This window comes from Streptomyces sp. NPDC005492 (genome assembly GCF_040605995.1).
Classification (GTDB): Bacteria; Actinomycetota; Actinomycetes; order Streptomycetales; family Streptomycetaceae; genus Streptomyces.
Map to the genome: position 1 here is coordinate 228081 of NZ_JBEXDX010000002.1, position 26773 is coordinate 254853.

General features: G+C 70.8%; 28 protein-coding genes. 19 read left to right on the top strand and 9 right to left on the bottom strand.

The window, feature by feature from the left end; genetic code table 11:
* The first annotated feature begins 11 nt into the window (after positions 1-11).
* The 8 genes from ABZT04_RS03855 (at position 12) to kynU (ending at position 8591) form a co-directional block, all read left to right on the top strand.
* Complete coding sequence (locus ABZT04_RS03855) at positions 12-797, top strand: SRPBCC domain-containing protein (RefSeq protein ID WP_356052590.1); 786 nt, start codon at positions 12-14, stop codon at positions 795-797.
* A 21-nt stretch (positions 798-818) separates the two neighbouring features.
* Complete coding sequence (locus tag ABZT04_RS03860) at positions 819-1607, top strand: aldose 1-epimerase (RefSeq protein WP_356052592.1); 789 nt, start codon at positions 819-821, stop codon at positions 1605-1607.
* Positions 1608-1617: 10 nt separating this feature from the next.
* Positions 1618-2166, top strand: a complete 549-nt coding sequence (gene pyrE / locus ABZT04_RS03865; RefSeq protein ID WP_356052594.1) for an orotate phosphoribosyltransferase — start codon at positions 1618-1620, stop codon at positions 2164-2166.
* A gap of 184 nt (positions 2167-2350) precedes the next feature.
* Complete coding sequence (gene fbaA, locus ABZT04_RS03870) at positions 2351-3382, top strand: class II fructose-bisphosphate aldolase (protein ID WP_356052596.1); 1032 nt, start codon at positions 2351-2353, stop codon at positions 3380-3382.
* A 61-nt stretch (positions 3383-3443) separates the two neighbouring features.
* Positions 3444-4922 carry an MFS transporter gene (locus ABZT04_RS03875; protein ID WP_356052598.1) on the top strand — a complete coding sequence of 493 codons (1479 nt, stop codon included), beginning with the start codon at positions 3444-3446 and terminating at the stop codon, positions 4920-4922.
* Positions 4923-5992: 1070 nt separating this feature from the next.
* On the top strand, positions 5993-6406 hold the full coding sequence (locus tag ABZT04_RS03880; RefSeq protein ID WP_355917830.1) for a DUF3151 domain-containing protein: 414 nt from the start codon (positions 5993-5995) through the stop codon (positions 6404-6406).
* Positions 6407-6562: 156 nt separating this feature from the next.
* Entirely contained in the window at positions 6563-7402 is an 840-nt protein-coding gene (locus ABZT04_RS03885; RefSeq protein ID WP_356052600.1) for a tryptophan 2,3-dioxygenase family protein, read from the top strand.
* A complete protein-coding gene (gene kynU / locus ABZT04_RS03890; RefSeq protein WP_356052602.1) occupies positions 7395-8591 on the top strand; it encodes a kynureninase in 1197 nt (398 codons plus the stop codon). Before ABZT04_RS03885 ends, kynU begins: the two co-directional genes overlap by 8 nt.
* On the opposite strand, the gene ABZT04_RS03895 is transcribed toward kynU, so the two are convergent.
* Complete coding sequence (locus ABZT04_RS03895; RefSeq protein ID WP_356052604.1) at positions 8580-9212, bottom strand: TetR/AcrR family transcriptional regulator; 633 nt, start codon at positions 9210-9212, stop codon at positions 8580-8582. The two genes, kynU and ABZT04_RS03895, sit on opposite strands and share 12 nt — an antisense overlap.
* 210 nt (positions 9213-9422) lie before the next feature.
* On the opposite strand from ABZT04_RS03895, the gene ABZT04_RS03900 reads away from it, so the two are divergent.
* From ABZT04_RS03900 to ABZT04_RS03910, 3 genes are all read left to right on the top strand, one after another.
* The gene (locus ABZT04_RS03900; RefSeq protein WP_356052606.1) at positions 9423-10307 is read left to right on the top strand and encodes an alpha/beta hydrolase; all 885 of its coding nucleotides are present in this window, start codon (positions 9423-9425) and stop codon (positions 10305-10307) included.
* Between the two features lie 119 nt (positions 10308-10426).
* A complete protein-coding gene (locus ABZT04_RS03905) occupies positions 10427-11794 on the top strand; it encodes a histidine kinase (protein ID WP_356052608.1) in 1368 nt (455 codons plus the stop codon).
* Positions 11791-12459: a response regulator transcription factor gene (locus tag ABZT04_RS03910; RefSeq protein WP_356052610.1), complete on the top strand. Its 669-nt coding sequence runs from the start codon at positions 11791-11793 to the stop codon at positions 12457-12459. Before ABZT04_RS03905 ends, ABZT04_RS03910 begins: the two co-directional genes overlap by 4 nt.
* Before the next feature lie 29 nt (positions 12460-12488).
* Here the strand turns inward: ABZT04_RS03910 and ABZT04_RS03915 are convergent, their stop codons facing one another.
* The 3 genes from ABZT04_RS03915 to ABZT04_RS03925 form a co-directional block, all read right to left on the bottom strand.
* Positions 12489-12803, bottom strand: a complete 315-nt coding sequence (locus ABZT04_RS03915; protein ID WP_356052612.1) for a hypothetical protein — start codon at positions 12801-12803, stop codon at positions 12489-12491.
* Complete coding sequence (locus ABZT04_RS03920; RefSeq protein ID WP_356052614.1) at positions 12800-13090, bottom strand: hypothetical protein; 291 nt, start codon at positions 13088-13090, stop codon at positions 12800-12802. The genes ABZT04_RS03915 and ABZT04_RS03920 overlap by 4 nt, the downstream gene beginning before the upstream one ends.
* Before the next feature lie 65 nt (positions 13091-13155).
* Positions 13156-13554, bottom strand: a complete 399-nt coding sequence (locus ABZT04_RS03925) for an ATP-binding protein (RefSeq protein ID WP_356053055.1) — start codon at positions 13552-13554, stop codon at positions 13156-13158.
* A gap of 201 nt (positions 13555-13755) precedes the next feature.
* Here ABZT04_RS03925 and ABZT04_RS03930 point away from each other — a divergent pair, with 201 nt between their 5' ends.
* Both ABZT04_RS03930 and ABZT04_RS03935 read left to right on the top strand, forming a co-directional pair.
* Positions 13756-14607 carry a helix-turn-helix transcriptional regulator gene (locus tag ABZT04_RS03930; protein WP_356052616.1) on the top strand — a complete coding sequence of 284 codons (852 nt, stop codon included), beginning with the start codon at positions 13756-13758 and terminating at the stop codon, positions 14605-14607.
* Entirely contained in the window at positions 14607-14810 is a 204-nt protein-coding gene (locus tag ABZT04_RS03935) for a DUF397 domain-containing protein (protein WP_356052618.1), read from the top strand. Before ABZT04_RS03930 ends, ABZT04_RS03935 begins: the two co-directional genes overlap by 1 nt.
* Here the strand turns inward: ABZT04_RS03935 and ABZT04_RS03940 are convergent.
* On the bottom strand, positions 14792-15688 hold the full coding sequence (locus ABZT04_RS03940; RefSeq protein WP_356052620.1) for an LD-carboxypeptidase: 897 nt from the start codon (positions 15686-15688) through the stop codon (positions 14792-14794). The two genes, ABZT04_RS03935 and ABZT04_RS03940, sit on opposite strands and share 19 nt — an antisense overlap.
* Before the next feature lie 148 nt (positions 15689-15836).
* On the opposite strand from ABZT04_RS03940, the gene ABZT04_RS03945 reads away from it, so the two are divergent.
* Positions 15837-17039 (top strand): cytochrome P450, encoded by a 1203-nt coding sequence (locus ABZT04_RS03945; protein ID WP_356052622.1) that lies wholly within the window; start codon positions 15837-15839, stop codon positions 17037-17039.
* Positions 17040-17386: 347 nt separating this feature from the next.
* On the opposite strand, the gene ABZT04_RS03950 is transcribed toward ABZT04_RS03945, so the two are convergent.
* On the bottom strand, positions 17387-18991 hold the full coding sequence (locus tag ABZT04_RS03950) for an ABC transporter permease (protein WP_356052624.1): 1605 nt from the start codon (positions 18989-18991) through the stop codon (positions 17387-17389).
* Entirely contained in the window at positions 18988-19911 is a 924-nt protein-coding gene (locus ABZT04_RS03955) for an ABC transporter ATP-binding protein (RefSeq protein ID WP_356052626.1), read from the bottom strand. Before ABZT04_RS03955 ends, ABZT04_RS03950 begins: the two co-directional genes overlap by 4 nt.
* Before the next feature lie 73 nt (positions 19912-19984).
* Here ABZT04_RS03955 and ABZT04_RS03960 point away from each other — a divergent pair, with 73 nt between their 5' ends.
* Genes ABZT04_RS03960 through ABZT04_RS03970 form a run of 3 tightly spaced genes read left to right on the top strand, consistent with a single transcriptional unit; the run spans position 19985 to position 21897 of the window.
* Positions 19985-20479: a MarR family transcriptional regulator gene (locus ABZT04_RS03960; protein ID WP_356052628.1), complete on the top strand. Its 495-nt coding sequence runs from the start codon at positions 19985-19987 to the stop codon at positions 20477-20479.
* Positions 20480-20539: 60 nt separating this feature from the next.
* A complete protein-coding gene (locus tag ABZT04_RS03965; RefSeq protein ID WP_356052630.1) occupies positions 20540-21166 on the top strand; it encodes an SMI1/KNR4 family protein in 627 nt (208 codons plus the stop codon).
* A 44-nt stretch (positions 21167-21210) separates the two neighbouring features.
* Positions 21211-21897 carry an SDR family oxidoreductase gene (locus ABZT04_RS03970; protein WP_356052632.1) on the top strand — a complete coding sequence of 229 codons (687 nt, stop codon included), beginning with the start codon at positions 21211-21213 and terminating at the stop codon, positions 21895-21897.
* A gap of 3 nt (positions 21898-21900) precedes the next feature.
* On the opposite strand, the gene ABZT04_RS03975 is transcribed toward ABZT04_RS03970, so the two are convergent.
* Together ABZT04_RS03975 and ABZT04_RS03980 are read right to left on the bottom strand one after the other, a co-directional pair.
* Positions 21901-22746 carry a helix-turn-helix transcriptional regulator gene (locus ABZT04_RS03975; RefSeq protein ID WP_356052634.1) on the bottom strand — a complete coding sequence of 282 codons (846 nt, stop codon included), beginning with the start codon at positions 22744-22746 and terminating at the stop codon, positions 21901-21903.
* A gap of 101 nt (positions 22747-22847) precedes the next feature.
* Positions 22848-24359, bottom strand: coding sequence for an APC family permease (locus ABZT04_RS03980; protein ID WP_356052636.1), 1512 nt, complete (start codon positions 24357-24359; stop codon positions 22848-22850).
* 159 nt (positions 24360-24518) lie between these two features.
* Here ABZT04_RS03980 and ABZT04_RS03985 point away from each other — a divergent pair, with 159 nt between their 5' ends.
* Entirely contained in the window at positions 24519-25907 is a 1389-nt protein-coding gene (locus tag ABZT04_RS03985) for an ethanolamine ammonia-lyase subunit EutB (protein ID WP_356052638.1), read from the top strand.
* Positions 25904-26713, top strand: coding sequence for an ethanolamine ammonia-lyase subunit EutC (eutC, locus tag ABZT04_RS03990; protein WP_356052640.1), 810 nt, complete (start codon positions 25904-25906; stop codon positions 26711-26713). The genes ABZT04_RS03985 and eutC overlap by 4 nt, the downstream gene beginning before the upstream one ends.
* The last annotated feature ends 60 nt before the right edge of the window (positions 26714-26773 follow it).

Below are 26773 nucleotides of genomic sequence, written 5' to 3' on the forward strand. Positions count from 1 at the left end.
GGCTCGGGTAGATGGAGCATGAGGTGTACCTTCCGGTTCCACCCGAGCGGCTGCGATCCGCGCTGAGCGACCCCGCCCGGGTCGCCCGCGCCGTCCCCGGCCTCCAGCAGGACGCCGGCACCGAACCCGTGGCCGGCCGGCTGAAGGTCCGCGTCGGCAGCCACTCCATCACCTACCGGGGAACCCTCCGTATCAAGGCCCACGACGACGGTTCCTACGCCGTCGACGGCGACGCGACCGAGGCCCGCGGCACCGGCTCCGTCACGCTCGCCCTCACCCTGCGCGTGCGCGAGACGGACGGCGCCTCCACCCTCGTCTTCGCCGGTACGGCGACGGCGGACGGCCGGGTGACCGAGCTGGCGCCGGACGCGGTGCGCGCGGCGACGACCCGACTGCTGGACCGGTTCGCGGAGAACCTGAGCGCGGAGCTCGAAGTGCCGGAGCAGCTCGCCGACGTAGACGCGGACGCCGACGTAGACGCCGACGTGGATGATGTCGACGACGTGGATCTGATCGACCCGGATGTGGAGATTCCGGACGTCATCGAGGAGCTCCACGTCTCCGAGACCTTCGACGAGGCCCCCCAGCCCCCCGCCGAAGCCGCGCACGCGCGCCGCACGATGATCGGCCGCAGCGCCGAGGAGGTCGACCACGCGCCGCCGCGCGGCCGTTACGCCCCCGTCCCCGCGCCGCAGGCCGTCTCGGCGAACGCCACCCTGCGCTGGGCGGCGCCCGCCGCGGCACTGGTCCTGGCGTCGGCGATCGTGGTGAACAGGGTGCTGCGCAAGCGCCGTTGATCCGCCCAGTAGGGTCGTGGCGTGAGTAACGAAGAGATCACGCTGACCGCGGGCGACGCGGAGGTGACGGTGCAGCCGGGCAACGGCGGCCGTATCGGAGGGCTCCGTGTCGGCGGCACCGAACTCCTGCGCCAGGGCGAGAAGTTCGGGTGCTTCCCGATGGTCCCCTGGTGCGGTCGGACCCGCGACGGCCGGTTCCTGGACGGCGGGACCGTCCACCAGCTGCCACTCAACTCCCCGCCGCACGCCATCCACGGCACCGTCCGCGACGGCGCCTGGCGCACCGCCCGCAGGACGGCCGACGAGGCGGTCATCACGTACGACCTCGTCGAGCCGTGGCCCTTCCCGGGCCGCGTCACCCAGGCCGTCGCGCTGACCGCCGACTCCCTGACGCTCACCATGGCGATCGAGGCGTACGAGGACTCGTTCCCCGCGCAGATCGGCTGGCACCCGTGGTTCCACCGCAACCTCGGCGGCGAGGACGTGCGGGTCGACTTCAGCCCCGCCTGGCAGGAGGAGCGCGGCGACGACCACCTGCCCACCGGCAACCGCGTCGACATCAAGCCCGGCCCGTGGGACGACTGCTTCGGCATGCCGGACGGCGTGGACGTCACGCTGACCTGGCCGGGGCAGGTGGAGCTGAAGGTGACGAGCCCGGAGCAGTGGGTCGTCGTCTACGACGAGCAGGAGGCCGCCGTCTGCGTGGAACCGCAGACCGGCCCGCCGAACGGCCTGAACACGCTGCCGCGCCTGGTCACCCCGATCGAGCCGCTGGAAGCCACGATGACCTGGGCCTGGACACGCCTTTAAGCTGACAGGCATGACGGACGTACGCGGCGCGCTGCTGCAGCAGATCAAGGACAAGGCCGTGGTGCACGGCAAGGTGACCCTGTCGTCGGGTCTGGAGGCGGACTACTACATCGACCTCCGCCGCGTGACCCTCGACGGGGAGGCCGCCCCGCTCGTCGGGCAGGTGCTGCTCGACCTGACCGCCGATCTCGACTTCGACGCGGTCGGCGGCCTGACCATGGGCGCCGACCCGGTCGCCACCTCGATGCTGCACGCGGCCGCCGCGCGCGGACAGAAGCTGGACGCCTTCGTCGTCCGCAAGGCCGCGAAGGCGCACGGCATGCAGCGCCAGGTGGAGGGCCCGGAGATCGCGGGCCGCCGGGTCCTGGTCGTCGAGGACACCTCCACCACCGGCGGCTCCCCGCTCACCGCCGTCGAGGCGGTGCGCGCGGCCGGTGCCGAGGTCGTCGCCGTCGCCACCATCGTGGACCGGGCGACCGGCGCCGCCGAGAAGATCCAGGCCGGGGCGGGAGTGCCGTATCTCTTCGCGTACTCCAAGGACGACCTGAATCTGGACTGACCGCGTCGGCCGGAGTTGTCCACAGGTCGTTATCCACAGGTCGAGACGCCAGGTCCGACCAACCGGCCATGTCTGGAAAGATGGGCACGACGACGACGTCGCACTCAAGGTCTAGGTCAGGGCCGTAGTACGCAGATCGCAGATCGCGCAGATCGCCAACCCGCACATACCAAGGAGCGGACAGATGCCCATCGCAACCCCCGAGGTCTACAACGAGATGCTCGACCGGGCGAAGGCAGGCAAGTTCGCCTACCCGGCCATCAACGTGACCTCGACCCAGACCCTGCACGCTGCGCTGCGCGGCTTCGCGGAGGCCGAGAGCGACGGCATCGTCCAGATCTCCACGGGTGGCGCCGAGTTCCTGGGCGGCCAGTACAGCAAGGAGATGGTCACGGGCTCCGTGGCCCTGGCCGAGTTCGCGCACATCGTCGCCGAGAAGTACCCGGTCACGGTCGCGCTGCACACCGACCACTGCCCCAAGGACAAGCTCGACGGCTATGTCCGTCCGCTGCTCGCCGTCTCCGAGGAGCGCGTGAAGGCCGGCGGCAACCCGCTGTTCCAGTCGCACATGTGGGACGGCTCGGCGGAGACCCTCGCCGACAACCTCGCCATCGCGCAGGAGCTGCTGGCCCGCGCCGCCGCCGCGAAGATCATCCTCGAGGTGGAGATCACCCCGACCGGCGGCGAGGAGGACGGTGTCTCGCACGAGATCAACGACTCCCTCTACACCACCGTCGACGACGCGATCCGTACGGTCGAGGCGCTCGGCCTCGGTGAGAAGGGCCGCTACCTGCTGGCCGCGTCCTTCGGCAATGTGCACGGCGTGTACAAGCCGGGCAACGTGGTCCTGCGCCCCGAGCTGCTGAAGGAGCTGAACGAGGGCGTGGCCGCGAAGTACGGTCAGCCGGCCGGCAGCAAGCCCTTCAACTTCGTCTTCCACGGCGGCTCCGGCTCCACCGCCGAGGAGATCGCCACCGCGCTGGAGAACGGCGTGGTGAAGATGAACCTCGACACCGACACCCAGTACGCGTTCACGCGCCCGGTCGCGGACCACATGTTCCGCAACTACGACGGTGTCCTGAAGGTCGACGGCGAGGTCGGCTCCAAGAAGACCTACGACCCGCGGACCTGGGGCAAGCTCGCCGAGTCGTCGATGGCCGAGCGCGTCACCGAGGCCTGCGCGAACCTGCGTTCCACGGGCACGCGGATCAAGTAACCGATCCTCTGCTGCGAGCCCGGCGCTGTTGATAGCGCCGGGCTCGCTGTATACCTGGGGCATGTCCGACGTCCGGCTCGCCTCGCCGCAAGGCAAATGGATCCTGCTGACCACGGTGCTCGGCTCCAGCATGGCCATGGTGGACTCCACCGTCGTCAATGTGGCCCTGCCCCGCATCGGCCGCGATCTCGACGCCGACCTGGCCGCCCTCCAGTGGACGGTCAACGCGTACATGCTCACGCTGGCCGGACTGATCCTGCTGGGGGGCTCGCTCGGCGACCGCTACGGCCGCCGCAAGATCTTCGTCCTGGGTGTGGTGTGGTTCGCGACGGCGTCCCTGCTGTGCGGGCTCGCGCCGAACGCGGGCGTCCTGGTCGCCGCGCGCGCCCTGCAGGGCATCGGCGGAGCGCTTCTGACCCCCGGCTCCCTCGCCCTCATCCAGGCCTCCTTCCACCCCGACGACCGGGCCAGGGCGGTCGGTCTGTGGTCCGGCTTCGGCGGCATCGGCGCGGCCGTCGGCCCGTTCCTGGGCGGCTGGCTGGTGGACGGCCCCGGCTGGCGCTGGGTGTTCCTGATCAATGTGCCGCTGGCCCTGCTCTGCGCCCCCATCGCCCTACGGCATGTCCCCGAGTCCGCCGACGGCCGCAAGCACGGCGGCTTCGACGTCCTCGGCGCGGCGCTGGGCGCCATCGCGCTCGCCCTGGTGACGTACGCGCTGATCGAGGCGCGGAACGGTTCGCTGGTGGTCGCGGTGACCGCCGTCGCCGGCCTGGCCGCGGGCATCGCCTTCGTCTACGTCGAGAAGCGCCGCCCCGACCCGATGATGCCGCTCGACATCTTCGCGTCCCGCCAGTTCACGGCGGTCAACCTGGTCACGGTCTGCGTCTACGCGGCCTTCAGCGGCTTCTTCTTCCTCGCCGCGCTCCAACTCCAGGTCGTGGCGGGCTACTCGGCGCTCCAGGCCGGCACGGCCCTGCTCCCGACAACGGCCCTGATGCTCCTCTTCTCGGCCCGCTCCGGCGAACTGGCCCAGCGCATCGGCCCCCGCATCCCGCTCACGGTCGGCCCCCTGCTCTGCGCGGCGGCGATGCTGCTGATGCTCCGCGTGGGCCCGGACGCCTCGTACCTCACCGACGTCCTGCCCGCCCTCCTGGTCATGGGCACCGGCATGGTCACCCTGGTCGCCCCTCTCACGGCCACCGTCCTCGCCTCCGTGGACACCGCCCGCGCGGGCCTGGCCAGCGGCATCAACAACGCGGCGGCCCGAGCGGCCGGCCTGCTCGCGGTGGCCGCGCTCCCGCTGCTCGTCGGCATGGGCCCGGAGGCGTACCGCTCGGCGTCCGCCTTCGATGACGCCTTCCGCCGGGCGATGCCGCTGTGCGCGGGCGTCCTGGTCCTGGGCGCGATCCTGGCCTACGCGACCGTACGGCGTCCGGCACCGGGTTGCCGCCGCCCGGAATGCCTTACACATGGGTCGATCACGGCTCCGCCGCTGGAGCCTCGGGTGGGGAAGGGGCGTCTGGGGGCGGAGGCGGGGTAGCGGCGTGGTGCTGGGCGACGGCCTGGATGCGGGGCAACGGCTTGATGTGGGGCGACGGCCGCTCGGAGTGCCGCACGCACGGGCGGCGATCACGGCTCCCCCGTCGGCACGGGTGGGGAAGGGGTGTCTGGAGGCGGGGTAGCGGCGTGGTGCCGGGCGAAGGCCTGGATGCGGGGCAACGGCTTGATGTGGGGCGGAGGCCGCCTGGAGTGCCGCCCGCACGGTCGGCGATCACGGCTCCGCCGTTGGCGCCTCGGGTGGGGAAAGGGCGTCCGGAGGCGGGGTAGGGACGTGGTGTCGGGCCAGGGCCTTGATGCGCGGCGTCGGCTATGTGTGGGGTGGCGGCCGTCCGGAGTGCCGCACGCACGGGCGATCGCCGCTCCGCCGCTGGAGCTGCGGCGAGGGAAGGGGCATCGCGGCGCGGGATAGCGGCGTGGTGCCGGGTCACGGCCTCGATCGGCGGCGACGGCTGGATGCGGGGCAACGGCCGCTCGGAGTGCCCCAAGCACGGGCGGCGATCACGGCTCCCCCGTTGGCACGGGTGGGGAAGGGGTGTCTGGAGGCGGGGTAGCGGCTCGGTGCCGGGCCATGGCCTCGATGTGGGGCGAAGGCCGACGTGGGGCGATGGCCGTCCGGAGTGCGTACCCACGGGTCGATCACGGCGCCACCGCTGGAGCCCTGGGTGGGGAAGGGGCGTCTGGAGGCCGGTTCGCGGCGCGGTGCCGGGGCGCGGCCTCGATGTGGGGCGATGGCCGTCCGGAGTGCGCGCGCATGAGTCGATCACGGCGCCTCCGTTGGAGCCGTGGGTGGCTCGGGGCCGGGTGGCGGCGTGATGCCGGGCGGCGCCCTCGACGTGGGGCGCTGGCCTGATACGGGGCGGAGGCCGCCCGGAGTGCCGCACGCACAGCACGATCACGGTTCCGCCGCTGGAGCTGCGGCTCGGGAAGGGGCATCGCGGCGCGGAACAGCGGCCCGGTGCGGGCGACGGTCTCGATGCCGGGCCATGGGCTGGATGTCGGGCCATGGCCTGGATGCCGTGCCATGGCCGTCCCTGGGGGAGACTGGAACCCATGACGATTCACGAGAACCTCCTCGGGGGCCCGCCCCCGACCCACCTCCCCGAAGACCCCGGCCCGCGTGACCTCCTCGCGGGCGGTACGGCGCCCGCCGATGTCGCCGCGAAGTATCCGACCTCCTCGCTGGCCTGGGCCCTGCTGGCCGACGACGCCTTCGAGCGGGGCAGCGTCGTCGAGTCGTACGCCTATGCGCGTACGGGCTACCACCGCGGACTGGACTCCCTGCGGCGCAACGGATGGAAGGGCCACGGCCCGGTCCCCTGGGAGCACGAGCCGAACCGCGGCTTCCTGCGCGCCCTGCACGCCCTCGCGCGCGCCGCGCAGGCGATCGGGGAGCAGGAGGAGTACCAGCGGTGCAGCCAGTTCCTGAAGGACTCCTCTCCGACGGCGGCCCAGACGCTGGGCTAGTTGCCCGGGGGTATTGATGCAGGTCCGCCTGGTGTGACCAGGCGGACCTTGCGGTCTCGGGGGACGATTGTGGAAGATGCCCGGTGGGGACCGGGGCCCCCGTGTCGGTAACGGCAGGGGCGGACCGCTACCCGGAGTACGCATCAGGAGACAGCGATGTCCCAACCGGCTCAGGAAACTCAGGAGCCCGAGGCCCCGCATCTCGACTTCCAGGGGACGACCCCGTACGAGGACTACGTCCAGGCGGACGTCCTCACCCACCTCCAAGCACTCCGCTCCGACGACCCCGGAGAGATGGTCTTCCTGGTCACCACCCAGGTGATGGAGCTGTGGTTCACCGTCATCGTGCACGAGTGGGAGACCGCCGCGCGGGCCCTGCGCGAGGACCGGGTGCCGGTCGCGATCGACGCGCTCAAGCGTTCCGTACGGGAACTGGAGGCACTGAACGCCTCCTGGCGGCCCCTCGGCCAGCTCACCCCGGCCCAGTTCAACTCCTACCGCTCCGCCCTCGGCGAGGGCTCCGGCTTCCAGTCGGCGATGTACCGCCGCATGGAGTTCCTGCTCGGCGAGAAGTCCGCCTCCATGCTCGTCCCGCACCGCGGCGCCCCCCGCGTGCACGCCGAGTTGGAGAAGGCCCTGCACGAACCGAGCCTCTACGACGAGGTGTTGAGGCTCCTCGACCGGCGCGGGCACGCGATCCCGGAGGCCGTGCTCACGCGTGACGTGTCGCTGCGCTACGAGCCGTCCGAGGCCGTCGAGACGGTGTGGACCGACCTCTACTCCGGTGACGCGGACGACGAACTCGCCCGGCTGGGCGAGGCGTTGACCGATGTCGCCGAGCTGGTGTGGCGATGGCGCAATGATCACCTCGTCGCCACCCGGCGCGCCATGGGTGCCAAGACCGGCACCGGTGGCTCCGCCGGAGTGGCCTGGCTGGAGAAGCGCGCGCAGAAGAACGTCTTCCCCGAGCTGTGGACGGCGCGCTCCCATGTCTGAACTCGCGGTCAAGGCAGAGAAGTTGGACGCGGCGGACGAACTCGCGAGCGTGCGTGCGCAGTTCATCCTCGATGACGTCGTCTACCTGGACGGGAACTCGCTCGGCGCGCTGCCGGTGTCCGTCCCCGGCCGGGTCGAGGACGTCGTCCGCCGGCAGTGGGGCGAGCTGCGTATCCGCTCCTGGGACGAGAGCGGCTGGTGGACCGCGCCCGAGCGGATCGGCGACCGGATCGCCCCGCTGGTCGGGGCGGCGGCCGGGCAGATCGTCGTCGGCGACTCCACAAGTGTCAATGTCTTCAAGGCACTTGTGGCGGCTGTACGGATGGCGGCCGGCTCCGGCCGTCGGGACGAGATCGTCGTCGATGCCACGACCTTCCCCACCGATGGGTACATCGCCGAGTCGGCGGCCCGCATGACCGGCTGCACGCTGCGCCCGGTGCCCCCGGCCGGCGTGCCGGATGTGCTCGGCGACCGTACGGCGGCGGTGCTCCTCAACCACGTCGACTACCGCACCGGCCGGCTGCACGACCTGCCCGGCCTCACCGCCGCCGTGCACGCGGCCGGCGCGCTCGCCGTCTGGGACCTGTGCCACAGCGCGGGCGCCCTGCCGGTCGGACTCGACGAGCACGGCGTGGACCTCGCGGTCGGCTGCACCTACAAGTACCTGAACGGCGGCCCGGGTTCACCCGCGTACCTGTATGTGCGCCGGGAGTTGCAGAGCCGCTTCGACTCACCGCTCCCCGGCTGGAACTCGCACGCCGAACCCTTCGGCATGCGGCCCGCCTACGAACCGGCGGCGGGCGCGCTGCGCGGTCGCGTCGGCACGCCGGACATCCTGTCGATGCTCGCCCTGGAAGCCGCCCTGGAGGTGTGGGACGGCGAGGGCGTCTCCGTGGACGCGGTCCGCGCCAAGTCCCTCGCCCTGACGGACTTCTTCCTGGAGTGCGTGGCGTCGTACGTCCCGTCCGGGCAGGTGGAGTCGGTGACTCCGGTGGACCACGCGGAGCGCGGGAGTCAGGTCGCGCTGCGGTGCTCGGACGCCGGGGACGTGATGAAGCGGCTGATCGAGCGGGGTGTGGTCGGCGACTTCCGGCACCCGGACGTGCTGCGGTTCGGCTTCACTCCGCTGTACGTCGGGTTCGGGGACGTGGAGCGGGCGGCCCGGGTACTGGGCGAGCTACTGAGGTAGGCCGTCCCCGGTCACGAACACCCCTGCCACGGCGGCGACTTGCGCGGCGCGCGCGGCCCGCTCCGCGGCGGGGGTGTCCGGGGCGGTGCCGGTGGTCAGCAACTCGTAGTAGAGGGGCGCCGATACGGCCCGTACGACCTGGGAGGCGTCGGTGCCGACGGGCAACTCCCCGCGTGCCACGGCCTGTTCGACACAGGGTGCCCACTCGGCGACGCGCACCTTGTAGAAGTGGCGCAGGGCAGCGGCCGTACGGGCGTCGCAGGTCGCGGCGGCGATGACGGCGCGGAACAGGGCGCCTTGGCGCGGATCGGCGAGGGTGCGCTGCACCAGCAGGGCGTTGGCGCGCAGGTCGCCGAGGAGCGAGCCCGTCTCCTGGCGGGGCAGCGACTGTTCGGCCATGTCGACGAGCAGGTCCGCGACCAGCGCGGTCACCGAACCCCAGCGCCGGTACACCGTGGTCTTGCCGACCTCCGCCCGCCGGGCCACGTCCGAGAGGTCGAGCCGGTCGACGCCCTGTTCGGCCAGCACATCACCGGCGGCCCGCAGCACCGCCGTACGGACGCGTGCGGTGCGACCGCCGGGGCGCAGGGTGCCGGGTTCGGGTCCGGATTCGACGGACATCGCGGTCTCCCTGGAGTGCTGGCGAGATGCTGGGACGGGCAGGGTGTCAGCGTAACGAAACAGCAGAACCGTTTAACCCTCACCGAGCGTGACAACCGGGGTCTCCGCGCACGTCACCGGCCTGATAGCGTCCCGCCAACGGCCGCAATCATCTCCAGGTCCGTCACTTCCGATCCGTTCAAATCCGTTCTGTCGCTGAGAGGTTGGAGCATGCCGGACGACGCCGCCGCCGCACGTGCCGCCGCAGAAGAGGAGTCCGCCTTCTCGCACCCCGCCGTCGACCCCGACAGCACCGCCGCGTACGGCGACCACCCCGACCAGGTGATCGACTTCTACGCCCCGCGCGGCGAGCGGGTACCGGCCGAGGCGGTCCCGTTGGTCGTCGTCCTGCACGGCGGCGCCTGGCGCGCGCCCTACGACCGCCGGCACATCACCCCGTTCGCCGACTTCCTGGCGCGCCGGGGCTTCGCGGTGGCCAATGTCGAGTACCGGCGCGGGGCGGCGCTGCCCGCACAGGGGGGCACGGGCCCGGTCGCGGGCCGCTGGCCGGACACCTTCGACGACATCGCCGCCGCGCTGGACGCGCTGCCCGCGCTCGTACGGGAGGCCTTGCCGCAGGCCGACCGGCGGCGCACGGTGATCACCGGTCACTCGGCGGGCGGCCATCTCGCGCTGTGGGCGGCGGCCCGGCACCTCCTCCCGAAGGACGCCCCCTGGCGCACCGACGCCCCCGCCGCGCTGCGCGGGGTGATCGCGCTCGCCCCGATCGCCGACTTCAAGGTCGCCGAGGAACTCGCGGTGTGCGGCGGAGCGGCCGGTCAACTCCTCGGCGGAGACGCCAAGTTCGCCGAGCGACTGCCGTACGCCGACCCCGTGCTCCTGCTCCCCACCGGCATCGCGACCGCGCTCGTGCAGGGCCGCGCCGACACCACTGTCCCGCAGGCGGTCGCCGAGTCGTACGCGGACGCGGCGGCCAAGTCGGGCGAGGTGGTCGGCCTTACGCTCCTTGAGGACGTCGGCCACTTCCCGCTGATCGACCCGGCGGCGGACGCGTGCGCGGTGGTGGCGGAGGAGATCGCGCAGTTGGCGTGGTGAGCGGAGCCCGGGCCCCCGGGCGTACCCGTAGTACCTACTTGTAGTACCTGAGACGGACGGGCGAAGACCCTTCTCACAGGTGACGACGGCGACGGAGAGCTCGGCCTACCGTTTCGAACGTGACCGAGACGACCCAGACGCAGACGACGCCGCCGGAAGGCGCGTTCGAGCCGTACAAGACGCGCAGCCCGGAGTTCCGGGCGGCAGCGGACGCCCTGCGCGGGCTGCGGCACGACCTGTTCCAAGACGCCTTCGCCTACCGCCCGTTGCCCCGCATGAGCACCGACGGCCCGCTCACCCGCAGGCTGCCGGGCCGGCCGCGCGAGTACGCGCCCTGGGCGCCGCACGCCCTGATCACCGCGGGCGGTCTCCTCGCGATGCTCATCGCCTCGAAGGACGGCTTCCGTGGCGCGGGTCCCAATCTGATCCTCGGCCTGCTCGCCCTGGCCCCGGTCCTGCTGACGATGGTGCGGCCGGTCATCGCGTTCTGGCTGTCGATGGCGGCGACGCCGGTCGCCACCTACCTGGGCAGTTCCTGGGGCGGCGAGTGGCCGTGGCGGCCCGGCAGTTTCGCCTGCCACCTGCTGGTGCTCACGATCGTGGCGATACGCACCAGGCTGCGCACGGCGGTGTGGATGTGGGTGCTGACGGCGGCGTACGGCATCCTGGCGCCGGCCGTCTTCCCGTACGGGGCCACCTTCGGTACGGACACCGTGGAGATGCTGTTCGTCTCCGCGCTGGCCCTCCTCGCCGTCACCATCTGGCACATCCGCCGCGAGGCCCACCAGGAGGTCACCGCGCAGCAGACGGTCACGGCCCACGAACGCTCCCGGCGCACGCTCCTGGAGGAGCGCACGACGATCGCCCGCGAGCTGCACGATGTGGTGGCCCACCACATGTCGGTGGTCGCCATCCAGGCGGAGGCCGCGCCCTACCGAGTGGAGAACCCGCCCCCGGAGCTGGAGCGCGCGTTCGTCACCATTCGCGAGAACGCGGTGGCGGCCCTGACCGAACTCCGCCGGGTCCTGGGCGTCGTACGCGCGGAGGACTACGAGGCACCGGACGCCCCGCAGCCCACCCTCGCCGACATCGACGCGCTGCTGGCCAATGTGCGGGATGCGGGGCTCGTCGTCGAGAAGGCCGTCACCGGAGCGGTGCGTGAACTCCCGCAGGGCGTCGAGCTGTCGGCGTACCGGATCGTGCAGGAGGCGCTGAGCAACACCCTGCGGCATGCGCCGGGCGCGAGTGCGCGCGTCGAAATCGGTTACGTGCTGGGCGGGTTGGGGTTGCGGGTCGTCAACGGTCCGATGCCGGAGCCGAGTTTGGTGAAGCCGTCGCCTGGTGCGGGGCACGGCATCACGGGGATGCGCGAGCGGGTCTCCATGCTCAACGGCGAGATGACGGCGGCCTCGACGGACGAGGGTGGCTACGAGGTGACGGTGTTCCTCCCGGTCCCGATGCCGGTTTCGAGCGAGGGCGACGCATGACGATCCGGGTCCTGATCGCGGACGACCAGATGATGGTCCGCGAGGGCTTCTCGGTCCTGCTGAACGCGATGCCGGACATCGAGGTCGTGGGCGAGGCGGTGAACGGGCGCGACGCGGTCGAGCGGGTGCGTGAACTCGCCCCGGACGTAGTCCTGATGGACATCCGCATGCCGGAGTTGAACGGCATCGAGGCCACCCGGGAGATCGTCGCGGCAGACGGCGCGGCAAAGGTGCTGGTGCTCACCACCTTCGACCTCGACGAGTACGTCTACCAGGCACTGCGAGCGGGCGCCTCCGGCTTCCTCCTCAAGGACGCCTCGGCCCGCCAACTGGCCGACGGCGTAAGGGTAGTAGCGGCTGGCGAGGCCCTGCTGGCCCCCTCGGTCACCCGCCGCCTGATCACGGAGTTCTCGAAGCTGTCGGAGTCACCTCGCCTGATCCCCACGGCCCAGCAGGCGGCGTACGGCGACCTCACCGAGCGCGAGACGGAGGTGCTGGTCCTCATCGCCCAGGGGTTGTCGAACGGCGAGATCGCCGAGCGGCTGGTGGTCGCCGAGTCGACGATCAAGACCCATGTCAGCCGCATCCTGGTGAAGCTGGGGTTGCGGGACCGGACACAGGCGGCGGTGTTCGCGTACGAGGCCCGGTTGGTTACGCCGGGGTGAGCTGCGCTTCGCTGCGAGTGGCTGGGCGTTCAGGCCCCGGTGCCGCCACCGGCGAGACGTACGGGTGACACGAGGGCGATGCGGATCAGGCCGGGTTCGGGCGGAGGGGCGTCGTGGACGTAGGTGACAGTGAGCGTTGGGCGGAGATCCGTGCCTTCGAGGCGAGTCGTGTAGATCTTCATGCCCCCGACGGCGCTCTGTGCCCTACGACCGAGCGTCGGATTCTTCTCCAACTCGGCTCGCAAGGCCTCGACGGCCTCAAGCGCCCCACCTCCGATGGCGAGGCAGCGGGCGTGGGCCTCGCGGGTGATCTCGGCGACGGTCGGCTGCTGGTCGTCGCTCACCGATCGTTTCCCCGAACCGAGCGGATTTCGGCGACTGCCGCGGCGACGGCTGAGTCGAAGGATGGGTCCTGGCGCGCGATGATCCGGCCGCGGAACTCCTCGACGAGGCGGACGACATCGGAGAGGTCCGCCGGGTCGGCATGGTTGATCTCGCGAGCGAGCTCGGCTTCGAAGTCGTCCGCGTCGCCGGGGAAGCCGTAGCCCATGGTGAGGGCGGCACGGAGCTCCCCGATGGTGCGCATGGGCGGGAGGTGGGGCTGGCCGGACTCTGCCGGGCGGGTGGTCATGGCGGCGGCTCCCTTTCGCAGTGTCGCTTTCACCGTACCTGGACGACTCCGGCACCGGTGGCGCCTCACGCCGCCGCCAATTCGCACCACACGTACTTGCCCCGGCTGCCGTTCCTGGACTGCGGCTGCCAGCCCCACTGGTCGGCGCAGGCGCGGACCAGGGCGAGGCCGCGGCCGTTCTCCTTGCTGGTGAGGTGGTCCCACGGCTGGGGTGGTTCCGGGGGTTCGGGGTTCGCGTCCCATGCGCCGAGGCGCAGGACGCCGGCCGACCAGCGGACGTGTAGCGCTGCGCGACCTTCCGTGTGTTGTACGGCGTTGGAGACCAGCTCTGTCGCGAGAAGCTCGGCGGTGTCGACGAGGGTGATCAGGCCGTGCATCGTGAGGATCAGGCGGAGGGTGCGGCGGCTGATCGTGACGGCGCGGGGGTCGTTGGGGATCTGGAGCGTGTACTCCCAGTCGGGCATGGGCATGGGGCAACTCCGGTCGGGTTGTGGGGAGTTCGCGCGGTGGCTCTGCCTCAGCCGTCCTGGCAGGACGGAGTGGTGCACTTCCGCAGCGTGTGCGGTGCGTCACCGACGGTAGAGGAGTAATTACTCCTGATGCAACCGATTGGCATAGTCTGACGCCCGAACGAGGCATCAGTGATGGGCTGTTGAGGAGGGCGCATGGCCCCGAGGAGTCACGCCACTGCGCGGCAAGTTCGCCTGGGTACCGAGCTGCGTCGCCTGCGGGAGGCGGCCGGCTTGAAGGCGCGCGAGGTGGCCGAGCTGCTGAATTCGACCTCGGCTCAGATAAGCCAGGTGGAGTTGGGCCTCTCCGGGGCCAGCGAGGAGCGGGTGCGACGGCTTGCGGCTCACTACGCCTGCACGGACGCGGAGTTGATCGACGCGCTCGTAGCGATGGCGACCGATCGCACTCGTGGCTGGTGGGAGGAGTACCGGGGAGTGCTGCCGTCGGTTTTCCAGGACACGGCAGAGATCGAGCACCATGCCACGTTCCTGCGCGAGGTCGCGATCACGCACGTTCCCGGCTTGTTGCAGACCGCCGATTACGCCCGCGCCGTCTACACGTACGTGCACCCCGGCCTGCCGGAGAGTGAGTTGACTCCTCGGGTGGAGCACCGGCAGATGCGGCGAGCCGTGATCGAGAGCGCCGACCCGACGCCCTACGAGACGCTCATCCATGAGTGCGCCCTGCGTATCCACGTGGGCGACCGGCGGACATCCGCGTCCCAACTTCGCCTCATCCTGGATGAGATCGAGCAGGGGCACGTGACCGTACGGGTCATCCCCTTGGCTCAGCACGGGTTCGGCGGTGCCGGAATCTCGATGATGTACGTGGGTGGTCCGGTGCGACGCTTGGACACCGGTCTTCGGGATGCTCCTACCGGCGTCGCATTTGTCGATGCGGAAGCTCAGTTGGAACAGCTTCGCGCGCTCTTCCTTAGGATGCGAGAGGCGTCGCTGGAGCCTGCCGCGTCGCGCGATTTCATCCACTGCCTGACAAAGGAGCTGTAATGAACTGGCGTAAGTCGACGTATTCGGGCGGCGGCGACGGCGACACCTGCGTGGAAATAGCCACCCTCCCCACCCGCACAGCCATCCGCGACTCCAAGCTCCCCACCCGAGCCACCCTCTCCTTCCCCATCCCCGCCTTCACCGCCCTCGTCGAGCACATCAAGGGCGGCGACGTCGACGTCGATCAGATGACCGCCGACTGAACCGTCAGGGTTCCCTCCGCCGTGTCGATCGTGGCCCGCGTGCCCAGCGGGATGGTCGGAGGGTGTGGGCCGTGGCCGGCAGGGAGGCCGCCGAGGACGGGAACGGCCAGGCGGGTCAGCCGGTCGCGCAGGACGTCGGCGATGCCCCAGCCTCCCAGGGTCGGGTCGTCGGAATCCTGGTCGAAGCCGGTGAACTGGCCGAGCGCGACCCCGCGCAGCCCGTCCAGGGCCCCGCTGCGGGTCAGTTGGGTCAGTGCGCGGTCGACCTCGCCCAGCCCTGTTCCCCTCTTGTGTTCGAGGAAGAGGATCGCCCCTCTCAGGCTCGGCAGGCCGGCTCCCGCCTCCGTGCGGATCGCGTCGAGGTTGCCGCCGACCAGGACACCGCTCGCGGTGCCCTCGACGGTGACGGCCGCACTCGCTTCACCGGTGTCCCGGTGGATGACGACGGGATCGGTGGTCATCAGTGCGCGGCGAACGGCCTCGGCCGATGAGGGCCCGCACCATTCGTCGCTCGCGTTGGGGAACGGGCCGTGCAGGCCGGACAGGCGGCATCGGGCCCACAGCGCGAGGTGGAGGTGGGTGATGTCGCTGAAGCCGACCACGGGTTTCGGGTCGCGGCGCAGCGCGTCGGTGTCGAGGTCGTCGACGATGCGGTAGGTGCCCTTGCCGCCCATGGCGGCGAACACGGCGCGGACCCCGGGGTCGCGGAACGCGGAGTTCAGGTCGGAGACACGGTCCTCGTCCCGGCCGGCCATGTACCCCCATTGGTCGAAGACGTGCTCACCCACCTCGGCCCGAAGCCCCCAGGACGTCAGTACCTCGACGCCGCGAGCGACATGTTCACGGCTGGGCGGGCAGGCCGGAGAGACGATGCGCACCCGGTCACCCGGCCGTAATCGCGGTGATCTCAGGGACGGGAGACTGCCCGAGGTGTCCATGCCGCGATGATCCCACCCCCGCCGAGCCGAAGCCGAGCCGCTGAGACACCCCTGGTCAGGACGGGGACCGTCGGCATAACGTCCGTGCATGGCAGCCTTCGATCCCTGGGACCCGGCGTTCCTCGCCGACCCCTACCCCGCCTACGCCGAGCTGCGTGCCCGGGGCCGTGTGCAGTACTTCGAGCCCACGAACCAGTGGCTGGTGCCGCGCCACGCGGACGTATCGGCGCTGCTGCGCGACCGCCGGCTCGGGCGGACGTATCAGCACCGGTTCACGCACGAGGACTTCGGGCGTACGGCACCGCCGAGCGAGCACGAGCCCTTCCACACCCTCAACGACCACGGAATGCTGGACCTGGAGCCCCCGGACCACACCCGCATCCGGCGCCTGGTCTCGAAGGCGTTCACCCCGCGCACGGTCGAGCAACTCAAGCCGTACGTCAGCCGGTTGGCCGGTGAGCTGGTGGACGGGCTGGTCGCGCGGGGCGGTGGCGATCTGCTGACGGATGTGGCGGAGCCGCTGCCCGTCGCGGTGATCGCCGAGATGCTGGGCATCCCGGAGTCGGACCGTGCCCCGCTCCGCCCCTGGTCGGCGGACATCTGCGGGATGTACGAGCTGAGCCCGTCCGAGGACACGGCGGCGAAGGCGGTCCGCGCGTCGCTCGAATTCTCGTCGTATCTACGCGAGTTGATCGCCGCCCGCCGCAAGGAACCCGGCGAGGATCTTATCTCCGGTCTCATCTCGGCCCACGACGACGAGGACCGCCTCACCGAGCAGGAAATGATCTCCACCGCCGTACTCCTCCTGAACGCGGGACACGAGGCGACCGTCAACGCGACGGTCAACGGCTGGTGGGCGCTGTTCCGTAACCCGGATCAGTTGGCGGCCCTCCGTGCGGACCACTCCCTGATCCCGTCCGCCGTAGAGGAGTTGATGCGCTACGACACCCCGCTCCAGCTCTTCGAGCGGTGGGTGCTGGACGAGATCGAGATCGACGGCACGACCGTCCCGCGCGGCGCGGAGATCGCGATGCTCTTCGGCTCCGCCAACCACGACCCGGACGTCTTCGCCGCCCCGGAGCGCCTCGACCTCACTCGCGCCGACAACCCGCACATCAGCTTCAGCGCGGGCATCCACTACTGCATCGGCGCACCCCTGGCCCGTATCGAACTCGCCGCGTCCATGGGCGCGTTGCTCGACCGCGCGCCCACCCTCCACCTCGCCCAGGAACCGGAACGCAAGCCGAACTTCGTGATCCGGGGGCTGGAAGGGCTCAGCGTCGAGATCTGAGGCATTGGAACCCGCCCAGGACCGCCGACGGCAGTTCGGCGTGGAGGACACTCCAGTCGGGCGCCCCCTCGAACGGCTGGAACCGGCCCTCGACGTCGTACGACCACATGGCGAGTCCAAGTCCCGCGCCCAGTAGGGCGGGCCGCCGCTGGTCAGGTCGTGAGGTCGCGTCGTCGTAGGCCTGCGAGCCCTGCCGCGACGCGCGTGGTGGCGATCGCGGTCAGGGCCACCTGAGGGGATGTTCAGTGTGGCGCCGATCCAGCGGAGCAGGAGGGCGAGCCCCGCCGCTCCCATGTCGGGGACGTACGCGGCCGGGTCGCCGGAGGTTCCCGGGCCGCCGCCTCCGGTCAGGTCGTGAGGTCGCGGCGGCGCAGGGCCGTGAGCCCGGCGGTGACCAGCGCGGTGGCGATCGCCGTCAGGATCGTCACCGGTGCCCAGTCCATCTCCCCGCCCGGCAGCTTCGGGAGGTGGCCGAAGGGGGAGATGTCCAGGACCTCCTGCGGGAGGTTCAGGGCCGGGCCGATCCAGCCCAGCAGCAGGGCGAGTCCCGCCGCTGCCCAGGACGCGGGGGACAGGCTTGGTGAGATTCCGTGGAGGAGGACCGCGAGCGCGCCCAGGGTCCAGATCGCCGGGACCTGGACCAGGCCGGCGGCGAGGATCGGGCCCGGTTCGGCGCCGTAGCCGAGGGTCAGGCCCGGGCCGCTCAGGAGCATGATCAGGGCCGCGCCGGCGAAGGCGATGGTCAGGTGGCCGGCCGCCCAGCGGAGGCGGCCCACCGCGTTGGCCAGGATCGGTTCGGCGCGCCCGCTCGTCTCCTCGTTGTGCAGCCGCAGGACGGAGGAGACGGCGTAGAGCGCGGCGAGCATGCCGAACATGCCGACCATCGTGGCCAGGAACGCGTCCTCGATGCCCGACTGGCCGCCCATCCGCTCGATGATCTCGCGGGTCTTGGCGTTGTCCCCGACCAGATCCGCCGCCCCGTTCGTAATGCCCCCGAACGCGACCCCGGCCGCGCAGAAACCGAGGCTCCAGCCCAGCACGCTGCCCCGTTGGAGCCGCCACGCGAGCGCGCCCGCCGTGCCGAGGCGGCCGTGGGCCGGTCCCGGTCGGGCGGCCAGGAAGCTCATGCCCACGTCCCGGCGTCCGGCCAACTCGTAGGCCACCAGGCCCTGGAGGACCGCTGCCGCCGCGAACAGGCCCAGTACCCACCAGCGTTCGGCCGCGAACGGGCGCAAGTTCTCCAGCCAGCCGATCGGGGACAGCCAAGTCCAGGGCGAGGAACCGTTGTTGGTCGTCGAGTCGCCGATCGCGCGCAGTACGAAGGCCACGCCCACCAGTCCGCCGGTCAGGCCCTTCGCCAGCCGGCCGCTGTCCGTGAACTGCGCGACGATCGCCGCCAGCGTTGCGAACACCATGCCCACTCCGCCGATGCCGAGCCCGAGCGCCAGCGCCCCCGCCGCACCCTGCCCGGCGAGACCGCCCGCGATCAGCAGCGCGAGTACGGCGTTGGCGACGAACGCCGTCGACAGGGCCGCCGTCAGCGGGGCGCGGCGGCCCACCATCGCCGAGGACACGAGTTCCTGCCGGCCGCTCTCCTCCTCGTCGCGGGTGTGCCGTACGACGACGACCAGGCTCATGATCCCGGCGAGGATCGCCGCGTAGCCGCCGATGCGCCAGGCGGTGAGGCCGCCGAGGGAGTCGCTGAACACCGGGCCGTAGGTGGCGCGCAGCGAGCTGTTGGTGAGCATCTGGCGGGCGATGTCGGCGCGTTCGGCGGGGGTGGAGTACACGCTCTTGAGCGAACCGGGGAGCGACAGCACCATGAGCCCCGTCACGGCCACCCAGGCCGGGATCACCACCCGGTCGCGGCGCAGGTTGAACCTCAACAGGGCGCCGGTGCCAGCGAGTTGGCGGGAGCCGCCGCTGCGGACGGCGAAGGCGGCGGCGGTCATCGGGACACCGCCCCTTCCGCGTCCTGTTCCTCGTCCTGGTAGTGGCGGAGGAAGAGTTCCTCCAGCGTCGGCGGTTTCGAGGTCAGTGACCGTACGCCCGAGTCGCTCAACGAGCGTAGTACGGCGTTGAGTTGGTCCGTCTCCACCTGGAGGCGCACGCGGTGGCCCTGTACGTCGAGGTCGTGCACGCCCGGGAGGGAGGCCAACCCGTTGGGCGAGCCGACCAGTTCGGCCGTCACGCTGGTGCGGGTGAGATGGCGCAGGTCGGCGAGTGAACCGCTCTCCACCGTGCGTCCCTTGCGGATGATGCTCACCCGGTCGCAGAGCTCCTCCACCTCACTGAGGATGTGCGAGGACAGCAGAATGGTCCGACCCCGATCGCGCTCCTCCTCCACGCAGCGCTGGAAGACCTCCTCCATCAACGGGTCGAGGCCCGAGGTCGGTTCGTCCAGGATCAGCAGGTCGACGTCGGAGGCGAACGCGGCGACGAGGGCGACCTTCTGCCGATTGCCCTTGGAGTAGGTGCGGCCCTTCTTGGTCGGGTCGAGTTCGAAGCGCTCGATGAGCTGGGCGCGTCGGGCCGTGTCCAGGCCGCCGCGCAACCGGCCGTAGAGGTCGATGACCTCGCCCCCGGAGAGGTTGCGCCAGAGGGTCACGTCACCGGGGACGTAGGCGACCCGGCGGTGCAGTTCGACGGCGTCGGTCCACGGGTCGCGGCCCAGGAGCTGGGCGGCGCCCGAGTCCGCGCGCAGCAGGCCGAGCAGGACGCGGATCGTCGTGGACTTCCCGGAGCCGTTGGGACCGAGGAAGCCGTGCACCTCACCGGTCTCGACGGCGAGGTCGAGGCCGTCGAGAGCGTGCGTCGCGCCGAACGACTTGTGGAGTCCGGATACCTCGATGGCGGGGTTGGCCTTCGTCATGGTTCAGAACGTACGCTTCTTTCAGAAATTTGTGAAGTTAAGGAAGCGTGTGAAGCCCGGATAGGATGGGGCCATGACGGAAACAGCCGGTGGGCGGGACGCGGAGGCCGTGTCGAAGTTCGTCGAGTCCTTCGCGGCGCAACTCGTCGAGGCCGGTATGCAGCGCATGCCCGCCCGGATCTTCGCCGCACTGCTCTCCTCCGACGAGGGTGCGATGACCTCCGGCGAACTGGGCGAGCAGCTACGGATCAGCCCGGCCGCGGTCTCCGGCGGAGTGCGCTATCTCGCGCAGCAGCACATGGTGTCGCGGGAGCGCGAACCCGGTTCCCGCCGGGAGCGCTACCGGGTGCAGGGCAACCAGTGGTACGAGGCCCTCACCAACCGCGAGGCCGTCATCAAGCGATGGGAGACCGCCCTGAGCGAGGGCGTCACCAGCCTCGGCGCGGACACCCCGGCGGGCCGCCGCATGGCCGAGACCCTGGCCTTCTTCGAGTTCGTCGAGGGGGAGATCTCGGCCATGATGGAGCGGTGGCGGGTGCATCGGGAGCGGGTGTTCGGGGCGGGGTGAGGTTGCGGCCCGGGGCATCTGACAGGGGCCGGGTGGCCTTGTCGTTGTTACGGTCGCTGGATGGAGAGCTGGGACGGGGACGGCGTACGCGCTCGGATACGGGAGATGGCCGCACAGGACCGGGGACTTGAGCGCTTCGGGGCGGACACCCACCGGTACGCGTTGACGCCGCCGCTGTCGGAGGCGGAGATCGGTGCGTTCGAGGAAGCCCACGGCGTTGAACTGCCGGTGGAGTACCGGGCGTTCGTCGCGAGGGTGGGAGACGGCCCCGCCGGTCCTGGGCACGGGTTGATGCCGTTGGCCGCACCGAGGCAGGGAGGCGGCGACGAGTGGGCCGTGGACGACGAGTGGGAACAGGACCGACTGCCGGGTCGACTCGCCGAGCCTTTTCCGCTCGCCGAACCCCTGCCCGGCCGGATCGGCACTCCGGCCGATGCGCTGACCCCGGGCACACTCATGGTGGCTGACCAGGGCTGCGGGATCTACGTCCGGCTGGTCCTGAACGGCCCACGAGCGGGCGAGGTCTGGCAGCTCGACCCGGACTGGGGCGGCTTCGTCCCGGCGAGCACCGGCTTTCGCGCCTGGTACACCGAGTGGCTGCGTAGCCCGCACATACGCCCCAAGGGGGTGCCCGGACCACCAGCATCAGGCGTGTCTGGATCGCCGCCCCCGGATTCCCGAGGCTGATGGGGCAAGCACAACACAGCCCTACGGAATCGGAGACGCACGCGATGCGCGTTGTGGTCATGGGTGGGACGTCCGGGATCGGTCTCGCGGCAGCCGAGCGGCTGACGGCAGGCGGTGCCGAGGTGATCGTGACCGGGCGGGACCCCGGGAAGCTGGCGGCGGTCAAGGACCGGGTGGCCGGTGCCGAACAGGTCGACGGTGTCTCGGAAGCGGAGGTGAGGGAGTTCTTCGAGCGGGTCGGCGTGATCGACCATCTCGTGCTGGCGTTCAGTCCGGGCGCGCTCGGGCTCGGGCCGCTCGCGGAGGTGAGCCCGGCCGATATCAGGGGCGCCTTCGACGGCAAGCTCTTCCCGTACCTGTACGCGATCCGGCGGGCCGACGTCACCGGCTCGGTCACGATGATCTCCGCGGCCACCGCGCGGGCCGCCCTGCCCGGCAGCGTGGCGCTCGCCGCGGTCAACGGGGCGATCGAGCGGATCGTGTCCCCGCTCGCCGCCGAACTGGCTCCGGTGCGGGTGAATGCCGTGTCCCCAGGGGCCGTTGACACTCCCTGGTGGTCGTTCCTGCCGGAGGAACAGCGTGCGGCCCAGTTCACCGCCGTGGCGGCGGACCTTCCGGCCCAGCGGATCGGACGGCCCGACGACGTCGCGCACGCGATCGCCTATCTCGTGGGGGCCGACTACGTGACGGGTACGATCCTTCCCGTCGACGGAGGCTTCACCGTCGCCTGACGGTCAGGTTTCGGGATTCCCGACGAATTTCAGGAACCGGCTCTCCACTTCCGAGCCCGGTGGCAGCAGATACGACACCAGCGTCTTGTCGTCGTTCGCCACATGCAGTTTGACGTAGTCGAGGGTGACCTCGCCGAGCAGAGGATGGTCGATCGTACGGGCCTGGGGCACGAACGGCGCCAGCTCCTTGCGTCGCCACAGGCGGGCGAAGTCGGGGCTGGCGTCGGTCAGTTCAGCGATGAGGGCGGTGATCCCGGGCGCCAGGATGCCTTCATTCGCCTGCGTGCGGAACAGTGCGACGGTGAGCGCGGCCTCCGACTCCCAGTCCCGGGACATCTCCCGCACCTCGGGCGAGGTGAACGTGAGCCACAGGACGTTGCGGCGCGCCGTGGGCAGGGCGCCCAGGTCGCCGTAGAGGAGTTCGCAGCCGCGGTTCCACGCCAGGATGTCGAACCGCGGGTTCACGATGAAGGCCGGGTTCGGGTCGAGGTGGGTGAGCAACAGCTCGTACTGGGGCGGCAGTTCGGGGCGGGAAGGCGGCCCGTCCGGAGGCGGTTCGTCGGCGAGCCGGAACAGGTGGACGCGCTCGACCTCGTCAAGTCCCAGGGCTGTGGCCAGACTTCCGAGGATCTGGCGCGAGACACGGATGTCGCGGGCCTGCTCCAGCCACGTGTACCAGGTGATGCTCACCCCGGCGAGTGTCGCGACCTCCTCGCGCCGCAGCCCTGGAGTGCGCCGCCGCCCGAAGGTCGGCAACCCCGCCTCCGCGGGAGTGCGGCGGGCGCGTCGGCTGCGGAGGAACTCGGCGAGCTCGCGCCGCCGGTCCTGTGTCGTCATCTCCGGGGACATCCGCGCACCTCCGGCCGCTCGGCCACCATAGAGTCCATGGACTCCATGGACTCTATGCCGATCGACCTTCCCAGCCCGGGCCGAGCCCAGCCGGCGTAGAGCTAGCGCTCCTTCGTCTCCTCCAACACAGTCCGCCCCAGCAGCGCGTACCGCTCAGGCGCCCGCCGCTTCAGGTACTGCGCGTAGCCGATCCCCGTCGCCGCGACCAGCGTCACCAGCCACGGAGTCGCTTTCAGGACCAGGGAGTCGGACTCCGCGCCCGCCGCGACGCTCATGTTGGAGACGAGGAGTACGACGACGGCGAGCATCGCGATGCCGCCGACCAGTGGGGCGGTGAAGGTGCGGAACCAGTGGCGGCTCTCGGGGTGGTTCTTGCGGAAGTAGGCCAGGACCGCGAAGGAGCAGACCGCCTGGACGATCAGGATCGCCATGGTGCCGAGGATGGCGAGGAGGACGTAGAGGGCGTTGGCCGGGTCCTTGCTCGTGAGCCAGAAGGCGACGATCAGGACCGCGCTGACCACCGTCTGCACCAGGCCCGCGATGTGCGGGGATCCGTGCTTGGCGTGGGTGCGGCCGATGGTGTTCTTGAGGGAGGGGAGGACGCCCTCGCGGCCCAGGGCGTACATGTAGCGGCTGGCGCAGTTGTGGAAGGCCATGCCGCAGGCCAGCGAGCCGGTGATCATCAGCCACTGCATGAGGTCGACCGCCCAGTGGCCGACGTAGTGCTCGGTGGGGTTGAAGAAGAGGGCCAGCGGGTTCGCGGACGAGGCGGCCTTGAGGGCTTCCGTCTCGCCGTTGCCGATGATCGCCATCCAGGAGACGAAGACGTAGAAGACGCCCACGCCGAGGACCGAGATCATCGTCGCCTTGGGGATGATCTTCTTCGGGTCGCGGGACTCCTCGCCGTACATCGCGGTCGACTCGAAGCCGACCCACGACCAGAAGGCGAAGAAGAGGCCGAGGCCGGCGGAGGTCCCCTTGAAGGCGTTGACCGGGTTGACCGGGCCGAAGGTGAAGCCGTGCGGGCCGCCGCCGTGCAGGGCGACCGAGATCGCCATCGCGGCGAGGACGGTCACCTCCGTGCCCAGGAGGACGACCAGCAGCTTCTCCGCGACCGAGACACCGAACCACGTGCCCGTCGCGTTGACGGCCAGCATCACCAGCGCGAACACCCACCAGGGGATGTCAACTCCGGTCTGGTCCTTGAACGTTCCGGTGGCGAAGGTCGAGAAGATGCCGATCAGCGCCGGCTCGAACACGGCGTACGCGAAGGTCGCCAGGAGGCCGGAGGCGAGTCCGGCGGTGCGGCCGAGGCCGTAGGAGATGAAGCCGTAGAAGGCGCCGGTGGAGGTGATGTGCTTCGCCATGGACGTGAAGCCGACGGAAAAGATTGCCAGGACGACCATTGCGACGAGGTAGCTCGCCGGGGCGCCTATGCCGTTGCCGGACGAGACCATGAAGGGCACGTTGCCGGTCATCGCGGTGATCGGGGCGGCGGTCGCGACCGCCATGAAGACCACGCCCAGCAGGCCGATGGCGTTGGGCTTGAGCCGGTGAACGGCCCCGTCCTCGCTTATGTTCGCCGCGGGGGCGACTCCCTCGTCCACTGCCATCGGATGGCTCCTCTCCTGCTGCTCGGGTCGTCCTACGGTGCGGAACTCTGTCGGCGGTATGAGTCGGGCAAGGGTTGCGGCGCGTTAAATGTTTGTCAACCAGACCTTTAGAAATCTGGCGAAATCTGCGGGCAACACGCGCCTCGTACGGTCGCCGCCATGAGCACGTACACCTCGACCCTCGGCGGCCACGGCTACCGCTTCGGCTCCCTCGCGCGTCTGCTCGCCGCCGCGAGCCCCGAGCGCTCCGGCGACCGGCTCGCGGGGCTGGCCGCCGCGTCCGCGCAGGAGCGGGTGGCCGCTCGCCTGGCGCTGGCGGACGTACCGCTGACGGCCTTTCTCGCCGAGCCGGTGATCCCGTACGAGACCGACGACGTGACCCGGTTGATTCTCGACACGCACGACACGGTGGCGTTCGCGCCGGTGGCCGGTCTGTCGGTCGGCGGGTTCCGGGAGTGGCTGCTGAGCGCGGAGAGCGCTCAACTCGCGGCCGTCGCACGCGGGTTGACGCCTGAGATGGTGGCGGCGGTGTCGAAGCTGATGGGCAACGCGGATCTGGTCGCCGTCGCGCGGAAGGTGCGGGTGGTGACGGCCTTCCGGTCGACCATCGGCCTGCCGGGCCGTCTCGCCACCCGCCTCCAGCCCAACCACCCCACCGACGACCCGGCCGGCGTGGCCGCGGCCCTGCTCGACGGTCTGCTGCTCGGCTCGGGGGACGCGGTGATCGGCATCAACCCGGCGACCGACAGCCCGAAGGCGGTACGGGACCTGCTGGAACTCCTCGACGGAGTGATCCGGCGCTACGCCATCCCCACCCAGTCCTGCGTCCTGTCCCACATCACCACGAGCATGGACCTCATGGCCCGCGGGGCACCCGTCGACCTCGTCTTCCAGTCCGTCGCGGGCACCCAGGCCGCGAACGCGTCCTTCGGCGTGACGCTGGGACTCCTCGACGAGGCGTACGAGGCGGCGCGGGCGCTGGGCCGGGGCACCGTCGGCTCGAACGTCATGTACTTCGAGACCGGGCAGGGCAGCGCGCTCTCCGCCGACGCGCACCACGGGGTGGACCAGCAGACCGTCGAGGCACGCGCGTACGCGGTCGCCCGCCGCTACGATCCGCTGCTGGTGAACACCGTGGTCGGCTTCATCGGCCCCGAGTACCTCTACGACGGCCGCCAGATCCTCCGCGCGGCCCTGGAGGACCACTTCTGCGGCAAGGTGCTCGGCCTGCCGATGGGCCTGGACATCTGCTACACCAACCACGCCGACGCGGACGACGACGACATCGCCACGATGCTCACCATGCTCGGCGTGGCCGGCGCGTCCTTCGTGATCTGCACACCGGGCGGCGACGACATCATGCTCAACTACCAATCCGCCTCATACCACGACGCGTTGTACCTCCGCGAGGTCCTCGGGCTGCGCCCGGCACCGGAGTTCGAGGCATGGCTCGACTCGATCGGACTGCTGGGCGCGGACGGCGCGATCAACGACGTGTCCGCCACGGCCCACCCGCTGACGGCGATCGGAAGGGAACTGGCCGCATGACGATCAGTCATCTGCCTTTGAGTGAGGGTGAGTTGTGGCCCGCCCTGCGTCGTCACACGCAGGCGAGGATCGGTCTGGGGCGGGCGGGCTCGGGTCTGCCGACCCATCACCGGCTGGAGTTGCAGGCCGCGCACGCGGCGGCGCGGGACGCGGTCCACTCGCCCTTCGAACCGGACGTGGTGGCGCGGGCGTTGCGGGGCGAGCCGACCGTACGGGTGCGCAGCGCGGCGCCCGACCGGCTGACGTATCTCCAACGCCCGGACCTGGGACGGCGGTTGGATTCCGCCGACCGGGCGCATCTGCCGGTGGGGGAGTGGGACGTCGTCTTCGTGGTCGCGGACGGGCTGTCCAGCCGGGCGGTGCACGAGCACGCGGCGGCGATGGTGCGGGCGACGACGGCGCTGCTGCCGGCTCAGTGGCGGGTCGCGCCGGTGGTGCTCGCGGAACAGGCGCGGGTGGCCCTCGGCGACGACGTGGCGTCGACGATGGGCGCGGAACTGGTCGTGGTCCTCGTCGGTGAGCGCCCCGGGATGTCGGCGGCGGACTCCCTGGGCGCGTATCTGACCCACCGCCCGAAGCCGGGAGTGACGACGGACGCCGACCGCAACTGCCTGTCCAACATCCGGCCGCCGCTGGGGCTGGCGTACGAGGTGGCTGCGGGGAAGCTGGCGGGGTTGATGGGCAGGGCACGGGAGTTGGGAGTGACGGGGGTGGCGCTGAAGGACGACTCGGAGGTGCCCGTGCTGGAGAAGCAGGGTTGCATCGCCTCGGGTCACGGATCTGTCCCAACGGATGGGTGCATGTAACAGGCATGTCTTGGGAGGCAGTTGGGTGGAACGGCCGACCGGGCCGGGGCGCTCCTGTAG

What these genes read in the sequence shown, in the direction of transcription:
- ABZT04_RS03855 (WP_356052590.1), top strand. Translation starts at nt 12, where the DNA reads ATGGAGCATGAGGTGTACCTTCCGGTTCCACCCGAGCGGCTGCGATCC.
- pyrE (WP_356052594.1), top strand. Translation starts at nt 1,618, where the DNA reads ATGACGGACGTACGCGGCGCGCTGCTGCAGCAGATCAAGGACAAGGCC.
- fbaA (WP_356052596.1), top strand. Translation starts at nt 2,351, where the DNA reads ATGCCCATCGCAACCCCCGAGGTCTACAACGAGATGCTCGACCGGGCG.
- ABZT04_RS03875 (WP_356052598.1), top strand. Translation starts at nt 3,444, where the DNA reads ATGTCCGACGTCCGGCTCGCCTCGCCGCAAGGCAAATGGATCCTGCTG.
- ABZT04_RS03880 (WP_355917830.1), top strand. Translation starts at nt 5,993, where the DNA reads ATGACGATTCACGAGAACCTCCTCGGGGGCCCGCCCCCGACCCACCTC.
- ABZT04_RS03885 (WP_356052600.1), top strand. Translation starts at nt 6,563, where the DNA reads ATGTCCCAACCGGCTCAGGAAACTCAGGAGCCCGAGGCCCCGCATCTC.
- kynU (WP_356052602.1), top strand. Translation starts at nt 7,395, where the DNA reads ATGTCTGAACTCGCGGTCAAGGCAGAGAAGTTGGACGCGGCGGACGAA.
- ABZT04_RS03895 (WP_356052604.1), bottom strand. Translation starts at nt 9,212, where the DNA reads ATGTCCGTCGAATCCGGACCCGAACCCGGCACCCTGCGCCCCGGCGGT.
- ABZT04_RS03900 (WP_356052606.1), top strand. Translation starts at nt 9,423, where the DNA reads ATGCCGGACGACGCCGCCGCCGCACGTGCCGCCGCAGAAGAGGAGTCC.
- ABZT04_RS03910 (WP_356052610.1), top strand. Translation starts at nt 11,791, where the DNA reads ATGACGATCCGGGTCCTGATCGCGGACGACCAGATGATGGTCCGCGAG.
- ABZT04_RS03920 (WP_356052614.1), bottom strand. Translation starts at nt 13,090, where the DNA reads ATGACCACCCGCCCGGCAGAGTCCGGCCAGCCCCACCTCCCGCCCATG.
- ABZT04_RS03925 (WP_356053055.1), bottom strand. Translation starts at nt 13,554, where the DNA reads ATGCCCGACTGGGAGTACACGCTCCAGATCCCCAACGACCCCCGCGCC.
- ABZT04_RS03930 (WP_356052616.1), top strand. Translation starts at nt 13,756, where the DNA reads ATGGCCCCGAGGAGTCACGCCACTGCGCGGCAAGTTCGCCTGGGTACC.
- ABZT04_RS03935 (WP_356052618.1), top strand. Translation starts at nt 14,607, where the DNA reads ATGAACTGGCGTAAGTCGACGTATTCGGGCGGCGGCGACGGCGACACC.
- ABZT04_RS03945 (WP_356052622.1), top strand. Translation starts at nt 15,837, where the DNA reads ATGGCAGCCTTCGATCCCTGGGACCCGGCGTTCCTCGCCGACCCCTAC.
- ABZT04_RS03950 (WP_356052624.1), bottom strand. Translation starts at nt 18,991, where the DNA reads ATGACCGCCGCCGCCTTCGCCGTCCGCAGCGGCGGCTCCCGCCAACTC.
- ABZT04_RS03955 (WP_356052626.1), bottom strand. Translation starts at nt 19,911, where the DNA reads ATGACGAAGGCCAACCCCGCCATCGAGGTATCCGGACTCCACAAGTCG.
- ABZT04_RS03960 (WP_356052628.1), top strand. Translation starts at nt 19,985, where the DNA reads ATGACGGAAACAGCCGGTGGGCGGGACGCGGAGGCCGTGTCGAAGTTC.
- ABZT04_RS03965 (WP_356052630.1), top strand. Translation starts at nt 20,540, where the DNA reads ATGGAGAGCTGGGACGGGGACGGCGTACGCGCTCGGATACGGGAGATG.
- ABZT04_RS03970 (WP_356052632.1), top strand. Translation starts at nt 21,211, where the DNA reads ATGCGCGTTGTGGTCATGGGTGGGACGTCCGGGATCGGTCTCGCGGCA.
- ABZT04_RS03975 (WP_356052634.1), bottom strand. Translation starts at nt 22,746, where the DNA reads ATGTCCCCGGAGATGACGACACAGGACCGGCGGCGCGAGCTCGCCGAG.
- ABZT04_RS03980 (WP_356052636.1), bottom strand. Translation starts at nt 24,359, where the DNA reads ATGGCAGTGGACGAGGGAGTCGCCCCCGCGGCGAACATAAGCGAGGAC.
- ABZT04_RS03985 (WP_356052638.1), top strand. Translation starts at nt 24,519, where the DNA reads ATGAGCACGTACACCTCGACCCTCGGCGGCCACGGCTACCGCTTCGGC.
- eutC (WP_356052640.1), top strand. Translation starts at nt 25,904, where the DNA reads ATGACGATCAGTCATCTGCCTTTGAGTGAGGGTGAGTTGTGGCCCGCC.